Here is a 13,502-nt window from a genome sequence, read left to right as displayed (position 1 = left end):
CACACCCGGGCAACAGAAGGAGAAGTCGTCATCATAAAATTGGGGATCCGCATTGGACAAGGATATACGGCTGAAGGATAAGCTATAAAACAAGCACCTCCGGCACTCGGGAATTCCGGTGCAGGAGGTGCTTCGTATTGTAAGCAGGCCGTTTTTGCTTCGCTTAATCGCGGATTTCCACAATCAGCTCGATTTCTACCGGCGTGTGGAACGGAAGGTCGCTGGTGCCGATCGCAGAGCGGGCGTGCTTGCCGTTCTCGCCGAAGACGTCCACGAGCAGATTCGATGCGCCGTTCATGACATACGGCTGGTCGCCGAAGCCCGGTGCGCTGTTGACGAAGCCGAGCAGCTTGACGATTTTGACCACGCGGTCGAGGTCGCCCAGGTAGCCTTTCAGCACGGCCAGGCAGTTGATGATCGTTTGGCGGGCCGCTTCCTGGCCTTGCTCGATCGTCACGTCCTTGCCCAGCTTGCCTTCGTACATCAGCTCGCCGTTAATGCGGCAATCTTGACCGGACAAGTAGAGCAGATTGCCCGTCCGGTTGCACGGGATGTACGTAAAGCGCGGCTCCGGGGAGGGGGGCAGAGTGATACCGAGTTCTTGTAAACGCTGTTCGATTTGGGACATAAAAAGAATACCTCCGATATGTTCGTTAAATTAATGGGCGCAGCACGACGCTGCACGAATAAGTCCGCCTTCGCGGGCATGCGTGTGTCGGTCGCCGGTGAGCGTTGTTTTGCCGGCCACAATGACGTGCGAGATGCCGTTCGGATACTGTCTCGGCTCTTCGAACGTGGCCAGATCCTGGATCGTATCCGGGTTGAAGACGGTCAGATCCGCGGCATAGCCGGGAACGATCAATCCCCGCTTGCCCAGCTTGAAGCGCTGCGCCGGGAACGACGTCAGCTTGCGGACCGCCTCCTCCAGCGACAGCACGCGCTGGTCGCGCACGTACTTGGCGAAGACGCGGGGGAACGTGCCGTACAGCCGGGGATGCGGCTTGCCGGTTTCGCAGGTCAAGCTGTCGGAAGCGATCAGCGACTTTTCGTAGCGGACCACCTGCGAGACGTCGTCGTCCGACATGTGGAAATACACGATCGAGATGCGGCCTTCCTCTTCCAACAGCAGGTCCATCATGCAATCCGCCGGATGCTGGCCGCGCTCCTCGCTAATTTCCGCGATATGCTTGCCTTCCAGATGCCGGTTCTTCTCCGTATGCACCGCCGAGATGACGACGCTCTGCCAGCCGGTCGAGCAGACGAGGTTGTCCCAATCGTCCTGCTCGCGGTCGAGCTCCTCGCGGATGCGAGCGCGCAGCGATGGATCCCGGAACGCTTCCAGCGTGCCTTCAATGCCGCCTTCGAGCACCCATGACGGAAGAACGGTCGTCAGCGTCGTGGAGCCCGCATGATAAGGGTACACGTCGCAGGTGACGTCCATGCCGCGGGCCCGGGCGTCCTCGATCAGCTCCAGCGCTTCCAGCACCTTGCCCCAGTTCCGCTTGCCGGCTGCCTTCAAGTGGCTGATATGCAGCGGCACGCCGGCTTTCTCGGCAATCCAGATCACTTCCTTGACGGAAGGTATCAGATTGTTGCCTTCGCCGCGGATATGCGTGGAGAACAGCCCGTCGTACTTCGGCAAAATCGAGCACAGCTCCGCGATTTCTTCCTTGGCCGTGTAGCTGCCGGGGGCGTACAGCAGGCCGATGGACAGCCCGATGGCGCCGGCACGCAGCCCTTCCTCCAGCATCAGCTTCATGCGCTCCAGCTCGTGCGGCGCAGCCGGACGGTTCGCAAAGCCCATGACGGCGATGCGCAGCGCGCCGTGCGCGACGTAGGTGGCGACGTTCTCCGACGGGCCGGAGCGGGCCAGATGCTCCATGTACTGCTCGACGGTTTCCCAGGGCCAAGCCCAGTCCGTCTTGCCGAGCACCGGCTGGACGTAGCTCTGCAGCAGCTCGGCGCGCTCCTTCACGAAGGGAGCCGGTGCGAGCCCGCAGTTGCCGACGACTTCCGTCGTCACGCCCTGCCGGATTTTGATCTCGCTGTGCGGATGATCGAAAATCATCAGGTCGGAATGGCAATGCCCGTCGATAAACCCGGGAGCGATGACCTGGCGGTGCGCGTCGATGACGCTTCTCGCTTCCTGCTCCACCCGGCCGACGGCCGCGATCCGCCTGTCTTTGACGCCGACATCGCCGAAAAACCAAGGGTTTCCGGTACCGTCCGAAATACGTCCGTTACGAATGATAAGATCCAGCATGATTACGAGCCCTCCCCGCTTACTGCAGCTTGCCGCGCGCCAGTACGGCCCGCTCCTCATAGTTGTCGCCCTTCTTGAAATACACCTTGTCATGCAGATTGACCGTGCTGCAAATATGATTCGGGATGATGTGCAGCACGTCGCCGGCTTTCAAGCCGGAGGCTTGGGCAGCGGGGCCGAGCCGCAGCATGCCATGCTCCTCCGACATCCGCTCCAGCACCGCGTCTTCCAGCCCGACGACGTGCCCGAAGCCTTTGAGCTGCATCGGGTCCGTGTTCGGCTGCACATCGGTGGCGAACGTTTTGCTCCCTCCGTCGATGACGGCGAGATCGGCGGCCGGCCGGCTGACGACCGTCACACGGACGCTGCCGGCGCAATCGCCGAGCGAGCAGACGCCGAGGCGGGCCTGCATCCGGTCTTGAAACACGTAAGTGCCCGGCCGGATTTCGGTCACGCCTTTGGCTACCGCGGCCTGAAGGCCGGTCGGCGTGGAGCCGACGCTGACGTCCGCGATCGGCACGCCTTGCGCGCGAATGCGGTCCGCGAGCCCGGCCATCAGCCGGCCTTCCTCTTCGCCGGCCGCCTGCAGATCGAGCGTTGGCTTGCCGCCGAGCAGCGCGCCGCGGAACGTGTAGATGCCCGTCAGACGCAGGCCTTCCATCGCGTGGATGGCGGATGCCAGCGCTTCCGCCTGGTCGTACGGCACGCCTGTCCGGCGCAGACCGGTATCGATCTCGAGGCGGACCTGCAGCTCGCGTCCCGCCTCAGCCGCGGCTTGGGACAGCAGCTTGGCCCCGTCCAGACTGTCGACGCCGACGATCAGCTCGACTTGCCCGCTGAGCCGCACCGCCCGTGCGATTTTGGCCGGGGTAACAAGCGGGTAAGCGATGAAAATGTTGTTGATGCCGTGCTCCGCCATCACTTCCGCCTCGGACACTTTCGCGACGGTGATGCCTACCGCGCCGGCGTCCAGCTGCTTCTGCGCGACCCATGGCATTTTGTGCGTTTTGGCATGGGGCCGCAGCGCGATGCCAAGCCTTTTGGCCGAGTCGGCCATGGAACGGATGTTGCGCTCCATGATGTCCGTGTCGATGATCACGCTGGGGGTATCCAGTCGGTCGTTCATCGTCTCACTCACTCCCATAATATTTTGAATATTCTGATAAGCATAAGAGCGCCGTCCTGATTCAAGGCGAATTCCCCGCTTCAAGCCGGTCGTTTCCGGGGACTCCATGGTCCCCGGGTCATTCTGAGAAAGATACTAACATAATCCAGCCCGAAATCAAACAAAAAGTTTTTTTGGTTGAAAAAAAGTATGTTAGCTTCCCCCCGAAAATATGCTAGTATTAAGGCATCGCAACGCTTACAATTCCATTTCCAAGCTAAACGGGGGAACGACACAATGAAACGGTGGCTGTCGAAGTCGCTCAAACACAAGCTGTCCCTGCTGCTGCTGATTGCGATTGTCCTGCCGCTGCTCGCCACGGGAGCGGTTTCGTACAATATAGCGACCTCCGCCACGGAGGAGAAGGCCAAGCAATCGGGCATGAACACGCTGCGTCAAATTGCGGACAAGCTGGAGTTCGTTATACAGGACGTCGAGAACATGTCCCTGTTCATTCTCGGCCAGCGGGAAGTTCAGGCGTATCTGGACAACGACCGGGAGGACGTGGCCCGCTATACGCTGAACGTCGGCTTTTTGACCAATCTGGCCTTTTCCAAAAAATACATTTCCAACATCACCATCAAATCGGCCAACGGCTATCCGCCGCTTTCCAACACGACGGTGCTTTATTCGGGCCTGCCGGAGGTGCTTCGCAACCATGAGGACATTTACCGCAGCAGCACCAAATGGTGGACCCCGCTGTACGAGAATCGGACGACGGAAGGCTTGAAGAAAGTCGTCTCCCTTGTCCGTCCGATCCGCAACGTGAACAACTTCAAGCCGCTCGGCGAGCTGTCCATCAGCTTGGATGAAGCCGAGATTGCCCGCTACTTGAAGGAATCCGGCTGGGAAGCCAAAGGGTTCGTTCTGCTGCTGGACGCGAACAACCGGATTTTATCCGGAGGTGAATCCGGGTGGTTGAACCGTCCGGTCACCGAACCGTTCCCGGAGATCGGGGCGATGCCGGAGGCGAGCGGCGTGCTCAACTACGGCCAAGGCGACGGGCAGAAAACGATTTTGTACTACACGCTCCCGAGCCTGAATTGGAAGCTGGTCGGCTTCATCCCGACCGAAATCTATACCGCGCAGAACGGCTACGTGCTGACGGTTACCGCCGTTGCAGTCGGCATCTCGCTGCTGCTGGCCGCCGGGCTGGTGCTTTATTTCATCCAGTGGGTGACGCGGCCGCTGACCCGGATGACGCAGACGATGAAGGACATCAACCCGGACGAGCCGATCCCGACCTACGAGGTGAAAAGCAGCGACGAGGTCGGCCTGCTGCTGCACAGCTACAACAAGCTCAGCGACCGGATTCAGCGGCTGAAGGAGCAGGTGCAGCTGAACGAAGCGAAGAAAAAGGAAGCGGACATCCTAGCGCTTCAGGCGCAGATCAATCCGCATTTTTTGTACAATACGCTATCTTCGATCCATTGGATGGCCTTGATGAACCAGGACCGGCAGATCGCCGAGATGGTTGGGGCGCTCAGCGATTTTCTCCGGTTCAGCCTGAACAAGGGCGAGGAATTTTGTCCCGTACAGCAGGAGATCGCGCATGCGCAGAACTATGCTTACGTGCAATCGATCCGCTTTCCCGGCCAGTTTGAGCTGGAGGTTTATATCGACCCGGCTATGCTCCAGACGCCGATGCTGAAGCTGCTGCTCCAGCCGCTGATCGAGAACAGTCTCATTCACGGCATTCAGAAAAAGCAGCAGCCCGGCTTCGTGTATGTTCACGGCGAGCTGAGCGGCGCGCGGATGAAGTTCGTCGTGGAGGACACGGGCGTCGGCATCGAGGCGGACAAGCTGCGCGAAATTCGCCGGCAGCTCGCTTGGACGGGGAACGGCGCGCCGGCGGCCAAAACCAGCTACGGCTTGCGCAACGTGCACCAGCGCCTGCTGCTGCATTACGGCAGCGAAGCAGGGCTGGCGATCGACAGCGAGCCGGGCAAGGGCACCCGCGTTTCTTTTAGCATCCCGGTATTGGAGGAGCCTGCATGAAAATTTTAATCGTAGACGACGAAGTGATCATAAGGAACGGGCTGTGCACCGTAATCGATTGGAAGGAGCTCGGTCTTACGCTGCTTCCCCCGGCTTCGTCCGCCGAGGAGGCGCTGACGCGCATTCCGGTGGAGAAGCCGAATATTTTGCTGACGGATATCCGCATGCAGGGGATGGACGGTATTCAGCTCGCGCACGAGGTGAAGCGGCTGCTCCCGGATACGGAGACCGTCATTTTGACGGGCTACGACGATTTTGCGTACGCCCAGCAGGCGCTCCGCGAAGGAGTGACCGATTATCTGCTCAAGACAAGCCGCCCCGAGGAAATCATCAAAGCGGCGATGAAAGCGAAGCAGCGCATCATGGACAAATGGGAGAACGCCAAGCAGGAAACGATGCAAACGGCAGCTTTGCGAAGTCAACTCTTAGAGCGTCTGCTGATCCAAGGCGATGAATCGTCCCTGGCGCCGGTGCAGGCCTGGTTCCGCAAAAAGGGCGTGCAGCCGGACGCATCGTCGTTGGCGCCGATGCGGGTGCTGATGCTCACGGCGTCGGGCTGGGGGGACGGAGCACTTGCCAATCTTCTGCTCGGCGCAGCCGAAAATATGCTCTACGAGCTGCTTCCGACGGTGACGATGCTGAAGGCCGACCGAATCGTGCTTGTCGTGCGGGAGGAAGCCCGCGTGTCCGACCGCGGCGGCTTGGAGCGGGCCATCGCCCGGGTGCGGCAGACGCTGAAATGTACGGTTTTCGCGGCGCTCGGCCGCTCCGTGGCTTCGTACGGCGAGCTGCAGGCCTCTTACCGGGAAGCCGGGACGGTGTTTGCGTACCGCGGACTGCTCGGGGCCGAGGGGCTGTACGCGTCCGGGGATATTGCAAACCGCTGCGGCGGCCGGACCGTTTGCTCCCAGAAGGAGGAATCGGAGCTGGCCGCCATTCTGATGAGCAACAACAGGGCCGACCTGCGGCATTGGGTGAACCGGAAGGTGCGGGAGCAGCTCGAAGATCGAAGCGCGACCCCGTCCTCGGTGCAGGCGTTTCTGCAATCGATGGTCATTGCCGGCCACCGCTGGCTGGAGCGGTCGCAGGGCGGCGTGCAGCCGGAGGCGGCCCTCCATACGTTCGAGGTCGATTCGCGCGCCGAGGACGAGGTGTTCAAGCTGCTGTCCTCGGTGATGGCGGCGTTTCACGAGGCGATTGCCGACAAGCCCTATGCGTATATTCAAAAATCGATCGCCTTCATCAAGGAGCATCTGGACCAAAATCTGTCGCTACAGCAGGTGGCCAAGTTCGTTCACTTGAACCCGAACCATTTCAGCGAAGTGTTCAAGCGGGAGACGGGGCTGAACTATATCGAATTCGTCACGCGGGAGCGGATGCGGCGCGCCGCGGAGATTTTGCAGGAGTCGCAGGCGAAAATCAGCGAAGTGGCGGGCCGGGTCGGCTACGAGGACATTAAATACTTTAGCCAGCAGTTTAAAAAGCATACCGGACAGACGCCGTCGGAATTCAGGCAGTCGGTCAAGGACTGAATTTTTTCCCCCCTAAGGCCGAAATCTCTCCCGTTACGCATCCCGGGGATTGTCCTCTATACTGAAGCAGTATTGACATACACAAGGAGGTCGTAAGATGAACAAAGCGGCTACAACGGGAGTCCTGTTGACCCTCTCGCTTTCGCTCCTCGCCGGCTGCGGCACGGGTGGAGACCAAGCGGGCGCAGGCGCCAGCGCGGGCGGAGACAAAGGAAAAGCGTCCGAAAAAGTAAAGCTTTCGCTATGGCATAACTTCACCGGCGACGATCTGCGCGCCAAAACGATGCGCGGGATCATGGAGCAGTACAAGAAGGATCATCCGAACGTGGAATTGGATATTCAGGGCATTCCGCCCGATGGCTACAGAGCCCGTTTGAAAACGGTTGCGGCGGCGAACGAAATGCCTGATTTGTTCGTCATGTGGCCTGGCGTCATGACCAAGGAATTCGCCGGGGGCGACCTGCTCCAGCCGATCAACCCGCTGCTGGACAGCAAGCCGGACTGGAAAAACGGCTTCCTGCCGGGCTCCTTCGACGACTTCACGCTGAACGGCAACATTTATGCCGCTCCGATGGGGCTGTCGCCGACGTCGATTTTGTACTACAACAAAGCCATGTTTGATAAATACAATGTCAAGCCGCCGAAAACGTGGGACGACCTGATGAGCCTGGTCGAAACGTTCAAGAAAGAAAAAATAACGCCGATCGCTCTCGGGAACAAAGCGGCATGGCTCGCGCAATCCAGTATTTTGAGCTCCTTGGCCGACCGCGTGACCGGGACGGAATGGTTCTTGAACGCAGCCGAGCAAAAAGGAGCGAAGTTCACCGATCCGGAATTCGTGCAGGCGCTGACGTACCTGCAGCAGCTTGGCAAAGCCGGCGCGTTCCAGGACGGCTTCAACAGCATCGACAATACGCAGATGGAGCAAATGTTCGCGCAAGGCAAAGCGGCGATGATGATCGACGGCGGCTGGGCGCTGACGAACCTTGCGGCCAATGCGTCCAAAGAGGTGCTGGACGGCATGGACGTAACGGTGCTGCCTTCCGTTCCGAACGGCAAAGGCGACCCGAACTCGCTGGCCGGCGTCGTCGGAACCGGCCTTGGCATGAGCAAGAAGACGTCCGGCGCAAGCAAAGAGGCGGCTTACGAGCTGATCTACGCGATGTCCGGTCCGGCGGCGCAAAAAGCGACGCTGGAAAGCAACCAGCTCGTCAGCTACAAAGTCGATCTCGACACTAGCAAGGTTTCCTCGCTCTTCGCCAAAGTCCACAACATGGTAGGCACCGTGAAGCGGACGCCGGTTTATGACGGACGGTTGAGCTCCGCCGCAGCCGATGTCGTGAACAACGGCCTGCAGGAGCTGCTGATGGGCGCCAAGCCTGAAGACATAGCGAAGAAAATTCAAGACGCGCAAGCCAAGTCGGTCGGCGCGAAATAAGATGGGCCGCGCGATTCCAGCTCTTCACCGGGCTGGAATCGCCAGTTCCGGAAGAAGGAGGGGATTCCATGACGGCAGCGGCACGCATTAGAGGGTTTATTGCGATAGGTCTTCTCCCGGCCACGCTGATTTTCGGATTTTTCGCGATTATCCCGATTTTCTGGTCTGCGTATTACGGATTTTTCGATTGGAAAGGCATCGGGGCTGCAAAATTCATCGGTTTCGACAACTACGTGGAAGTTTTCCGCGACCCGATTTTCTGGCTTTCGTTTAAAAACAACATGCTGATCGTCGCCGCTTCGGTGTTCGGTCAAATTCCGATCGCGCTTATTCTGGCGCTTGTGCTTACAAGCAGCTCGCTGTTTCAACGGATGATCCGCGCTTCGGTGTTTATGCCGATGGTGCTTTCCTCGGTTGTCGTGGGGATCATTTGGAGCTACATTTACCACCCGCAAATCGGCATTTTGAACTTCCTGCTCGACGGTCTCGGCCTCGAATCCTGGAAGATGCAGTGGTTATCCGATCCGAAAATATCCATGTATATGCTCATGATCCCGATTATTTGGAACTACATCGGGCCGTACATGATTATGTTTATCGCCGCGCTGCAAAATATTTCCCCGGAAATTGACGACGCTTCGCGAATCGACGGCGTCGGGCCGGTGCGGAAGTTGTTTTCTATCACTCTGCCGATGATTTGGGACACGATCAAGGTCGCCGTCGTGCTTTGCATCTCGGGCAGCTTGAAGGCTTTCGACCTGATCTATGTGATGACAAACGGAGGACCGGCGCACTCGACCGAGCTGCTCGCTTCGTATATGTACAACAACACGTTCAACGTCTTCCGCTTCGGCTACGGCAGCGCTGTTTCGACCGCGATCATTATTCTCAGCCTGCTGCTGATCTTGGGAAGCCAATACCTCATGAAACGCAATTACCGATAACCGAAAGGAGGGACCCGTCATGGAACAAGCTTTGTCAGTAAAAACGGGAAGCGCCGCAGGCAAAGCCGGGGCAAAATGGAGCCGCGGGCTCATTAACGTCCTGCTCACGGCTTACGCTCTCGTTACGCTTTATCCTCTGTTTTGGCTGTTCGTCAGCTCTTTTAAAACGAATGAAGAGTTTCACTCCAAGCCGTTCTCCTTGCCGGAGGTATGGCAGTGGGACAACTTCGTCCGGGCTTGGGAAGTATCGGCGATGGGAACGTCGCTTATCAATTCGACTATCGTTACCATTTTGTCGCTTATTTTGACGCTGGTGCTCGGCGCGCTGGCGGCTTATGTGCTGGCACGCTTTGATTTTAAGCTGAAGCCTTTGTTCATGGGCTTGTTCTTGCTCGGTATGCTCATTCCGATCCACAGCACGCTTGTGCCGCTGTTCGTCCTGATGAAAAAAGTCGGCCTGCTCGATACGTATGCGGCGCTCGTGTTCCCTTATACGGCGTTTGAGCTTCCGCTGGCGATCTTCGTCGTCGCGGCGTACCTGACTGCGATTCCGAAAGAGATCGAAGAAGCCGCTCTCATCGACGGCACGGGCTATTGGGGCATTTTCTTCCGCATGATGCTGCCGCTCAGTCTGCCGGCTTTGTCGACCGTAGCGATCCTTGGCTTTTTGCGGTTCTGGAACGACTTCGCGTTCGCGCTTGTCTTTATCAGCAAGCCCGCTTTAAAAACGATTCCGCTCAGCTTGTCCGTTTTCGCCACCGGGTATTCGACCGACTACAAGCTGACGATGGCTGCGATGTCGATCGCGGTGCTGCCGACCATTATCGTTTATCTGCTGTTCCAGGAGCAGATTATGAAAGGGATGACGGCCGGAGCGGTCAAGGGATAAATTGATCTCATGCGGGGAGAAATATTTGCAATTCACAGACTTGTACAAATGTGGTAGTATCCGGGTGGAGAGAGGGGGATCAATCAGCATGGCTGGTTTAAAAGTAGCTGTTATTGGCGCAGGCTCGATTTCGGAAATGCACTTAACCTCGTACCGTAATCATCCCGAGGCGGAGCTCGTTGCCGTCTGCGATTTGGTGGAAGAACGGGCGCGGCAAGCCGCCGACAAGTTCGGCGCGAAAAAGGTATACACCGATTACCGCGAGCTTCTGGCGGACCCGGAAGTGGAAGCGGTCAGCATCTGCACCTGGAACAACTCTCATGGCGAGATCAGCATTGCGGCGCTCGAAGCGGGCAAGCATGTACTGTGCGAAAAGCCGCTGTGCACGACCGTCGATAAGGCGCTTGAGGTGGAAGCGGCGGTTCGCCGAAGCGGCAAGCTGCTGCAGGTCGGCTTCGTGCGCCGGTACGGGACGAACACCAAGGTGCTGAAAAAGTTCATCGACGCGGGCGAGCTCGGTGAGATCTATTATGCGAAAGCGTCTTACCTGCGCCGCCTCGGCAATCCGGGCGGCTGGTTCTCGGACGTCGAACGTTCAGGCGGCGGACCGCTACTCGACATCGGCGTGCATGTGATCGATCTGTGCTGGTACTTGATGGGCCGTCCGAAGGTGAAATCGGTGACGGGCAATACGTACAAGAAGCTCGGCAACCGCTCGAATGTACAAAATTTGAGTTATTATCAGGCGGCGGACTTCGACGCTTCCAAGAACACCGTTGAGGATATGGCGAACGCTTTAATCCGCTTCGAGAACGGCGCGTCGCTGATGGTGGACGTCAGCTTTACGCTGCATGCGAAGAGCAACGAGGTGGCCGTAAAAATATTCGGCGATCGGGGCGGCGCGGAGGTCGAACCCGACTTTACGATCGTCACGGAAAAGCACGATACGATTTTGAACTTGACGCCGCAGATCGACAATTCGACCTTTGATTTTGTGGCAGGCTTCCAGAACGAAATCAATACCTTCGTCGACTGCTGTCTCGGACGGGCCGAGCTGATCAGCCCGGTCGAAGACGGCGTAGAGCTGACCAAGATCATCTCCGGCATTTACGAGTCGAGCGAAAAAGGCATCGAAATTCAATTCTAAACCAAGTCTGGTGAATGGCGCGCTGCGCGGGTGGAAGAACGATCCGCTGCTTCGTTTCGTTCGCCGGACTTCTGAATATGGAGGAGAGCGGAGATGAAATTGACGAACAAAATCGGCGTCATCGTCGACAGCTTCGGTATCGGGGTTCGCGAAGGGCTGCGCAAGGCCAAGGAGGTCGGCGCCGACGGCGTGCAGATTTACGCGGTCAGCGGCGAGATGGACCCGGCCGCGCTGACGGCGGAGGCAAGACGTGAGCTGAAAGCGTACATCGCTTCGCTGGGGCTTGAAATTTCCGCGCTTTGCGGCGATCTGGGCGGGCACGGCTTCCAGGACGGCGCGGCGAATCCGGCGAAGGTCGAGAAATCGAAGCGCATTCTCGATCTGGCGCTTGATCTGGGCACCAACATCGTAACGACACATATCGGCATCGTGCCCGAGGATACGAGCGGCGAAGTGTACCACCACATGCAGACGGCCTGCGAGGAGCTCGGACAATATGCGAAAAGCTGCGGCGCTTATTTCGCCATCGAGACCGGCCCGGAGCGGTCCGCTCATCTGAAGAGCTTCTTGGATACGCTCAGTACGAACGGCGTCTCGGTGAACTTCGACCCCGCGAACATGGTCATGGTCACGGGAGACGACCCGGTAGAGGGCGTACGGCTGCTTAAGGATTATATCGTTCATACGCACGTGAAGGACGGCATCCGGTTCCGCGAGGTGGACCCGCGCGAGGTGTACGGCGCGCTCGGCTTCGAGCCGATGGATCACGGCAAAATTGCGCAGATGGTCACATCCGGCGAGATATTCAAGGAAGTGCCGCTCGGCGAAGGGCGGGTACCGTTTGACGCTTATTTCGCCGCGCTTCAGGAAGTCGGCTATCAAGGCTATCTGACGATCGAGCGCGAAGTCGGCGTGCAGCCGGAAGTGGATATCCGGCTCGCGGTCGATTTTATCCGGCGCTATAAATAACGAATGCGGACAATGGAAACTCGGTCAACAACAGCGGAGGAGCAACGGGCATGAAAATTGCGCTGAGCGTATGGAGCGTTCATTCTTATTTCAACAGCGGCGAGTGGTCGCATGCGGATTTGGCTGCATTTGTGGCCAACGAGACGAAAGCGGCCGGCATCGAGGTGCTGACACGGTATTGGAAGCCGGAGGAGCTGGAAAGCTTCCGGACTGCGCTCGACCGCCATCAATTGGAAGTAGCCGCAATCGGGGCTTCCAACAACTTCTCCTTTGGCGATCCGGCCCAACGAGCGGAACAGGTCCGCGAGATTACGGGCGCGGTCGATTTGGCCCTGACATTGGGCACCCGCATCGTACGCGTATTCGCGGGCGACGTTCCGCCGGACGGCCGCTCCTATGACGAGGTTAAGGGCTGGATTGTCGAAGGACTGCGGGAGGCCGCTGCGTACGCTGCGGAGAAGGACATCCTGCTGTGCCTGGAGAACCACGGCGTATTCGCCGGAAAGGCCGATCAGGTGCTCGGTATCTTGCAGGAAGTGAACTCGCCGTTCCTGCGCAGCACGTTCGACACGGGCAATTTCCTGCTCGTGAACGAGAACCCGGGAGAAGCGCTGGAGACACTGCATGCGCAAGTTGCCCATGTGCACTTCAAGGACTTCGTTCGAGTGGACGAAAACTACGAAGGCCGGGCGTACCCATCGTTGTCTGGCGAACGGTTTGCCGGGCGTATCGCGGGAGAAGGCAGCATCGATCTAAACGCCTTGATAACAAGACTGCGTCAAGCGGGCTACGACGGCTGGCTGACCGTCGAGTACGAAGGCGACGACGAGCAGAAATCCGGCGCAGCCGGTTCGATCGCGAACCTGGACCGAATTTTATCTACTATTATATAGACACAAAAAAGAGGGCTGACAAGCCCCTTGGGGCGAGAATGTGGTTTTGACTAAGAATAGAGAGATACATACGGAGGTGGGGTATCTACTGGAGGAGCGATAGCGTTCGCCTTTGTCTTCGGGAAATGTCCGCTGTTAAGCGGCTTCCAATCAAATTTCCCGATGACAACAGCGACCGGAAGTAGATACCCCACCCCCACGTACACCTCTATTAGATCTATAGCTCACTTTCTCACACTCTGAAGGGCCTCCAAGCCCTCTTTT

General features: G+C 58.3%; 11 protein-coding genes. 8 read left to right on the top strand and 3 right to left on the bottom strand.

Going from position 1 to position 13,502, the window contains the following annotated elements; translation table 11 throughout:
• Positions 1–163: 163 nt before the first annotated feature.
• From PEH01S_RS17305 to PEH01S_RS17295, 3 genes are read right to left on the bottom strand one after another with little or no spacing between them, the layout of a single operon-like run.
• Positions 164–628 carry a RidA family protein gene (locus tag PEH01S_RS17305; protein WP_025847462.1) on the bottom strand — a complete coding sequence of 155 codons (465 nt, stop codon included), beginning with the start codon at positions 626–628 and terminating at the stop codon, positions 164–166.
• A 30-nt stretch (positions 629–658) separates the two neighbouring features.
• On the bottom strand, positions 659–2,263 hold the full coding sequence (locus PEH01S_RS17300; protein ID WP_127486983.1) for an N-acyl-D-amino-acid deacylase family protein: 1,605 nt from the start codon (positions 2,261–2,263) through the stop codon (positions 659–661).
• 19 nt (positions 2,264–2,282) lie between these two features.
• The gene (locus tag PEH01S_RS17295) at positions 2,283–3,389 is read right to left on the bottom strand and encodes an alanine racemase (protein WP_127486981.1); all 1,107 of its coding nucleotides are present in this window, start codon (positions 3,387–3,389) and stop codon (positions 2,283–2,285) included.
• Between the two features lie 276 nt (positions 3,390–3,665).
• On the opposite strand from PEH01S_RS17295, the gene PEH01S_RS17290 reads away from it, so the two are divergent.
• The 8 genes from PEH01S_RS17290 to PEH01S_RS17255 all read left to right on the top strand — a co-directional run bounded on the left by PEH01S_RS17290 (position 3,666) and on the right by PEH01S_RS17255 (position 13,238).
• On the top strand, positions 3,666–5,426 hold the full coding sequence (locus PEH01S_RS17290; protein ID WP_025847459.1) for a cache domain-containing sensor histidine kinase: 1,761 nt from the start codon (positions 3,666–3,668) through the stop codon (positions 5,424–5,426).
• A complete protein-coding gene (locus PEH01S_RS17285; RefSeq protein ID WP_127486979.1) occupies positions 5,423–6,958 on the top strand; it encodes a helix-turn-helix domain-containing protein in 1,536 nt (511 codons plus the stop codon). The genes PEH01S_RS17290 and PEH01S_RS17285 overlap by 4 nt, the downstream gene beginning before the upstream one ends.
• A 97-nt stretch (positions 6,959–7,055) precedes the next feature.
• The gene (locus PEH01S_RS17280) at positions 7,056–8,396 is read left to right on the top strand and encodes an extracellular solute-binding protein (RefSeq protein WP_127486977.1); all 1,341 of its coding nucleotides are present in this window, start codon (positions 7,056–7,058) and stop codon (positions 8,394–8,396) included.
• Between the two features lie 68 nt (positions 8,397–8,464).
• Positions 8,465–9,340, top strand: coding sequence for a carbohydrate ABC transporter permease (locus tag PEH01S_RS17275; RefSeq protein ID WP_127486975.1), 876 nt, complete (start codon positions 8,465–8,467; stop codon positions 9,338–9,340).
• A 19-nt stretch (positions 9,341–9,359) separates the two neighbouring features.
• A complete protein-coding gene (locus PEH01S_RS17270) occupies positions 9,360–10,229 on the top strand; it encodes a carbohydrate ABC transporter permease (RefSeq protein WP_127486973.1) in 870 nt (289 codons plus the stop codon).
• Between the two features lie 88 nt (positions 10,230–10,317).
• On the top strand, positions 10,318–11,376 hold the full coding sequence (locus PEH01S_RS17265; protein WP_127486971.1) for a Gfo/Idh/MocA family protein: 1,059 nt from the start codon (positions 10,318–10,320) through the stop codon (positions 11,374–11,376).
• A gap of 93 nt (positions 11,377–11,469) precedes the next feature.
• Positions 11,470–12,345: a sugar phosphate isomerase/epimerase family protein gene (locus tag PEH01S_RS17260; RefSeq protein WP_127486969.1), complete on the top strand. Its 876-nt coding sequence runs from the start codon at positions 11,470–11,472 to the stop codon at positions 12,343–12,345.
• A 50-nt stretch (positions 12,346–12,395) separates the two neighbouring features.
• Complete coding sequence (locus tag PEH01S_RS17255) at positions 12,396–13,238, top strand: sugar phosphate isomerase/epimerase family protein (protein ID WP_127486967.1); 843 nt, start codon at positions 12,396–12,398, stop codon at positions 13,236–13,238.
• Positions 13,239–13,502: the final 264 nt, after the last annotated feature.

This window comes from Paenibacillus ehimensis NBRC 15659, from assembly GCF_004000785.1.
Classification (GTDB): Bacteria; Bacillota; Bacilli; order Paenibacillales; family NBRC-103111; genus Paenibacillus_G; species Paenibacillus_G ehimensis.
The sequence above is the reverse complement of the archived record's forward strand: the minus strand, read 5'-3'. Positions and strand labels throughout refer to the sequence as shown.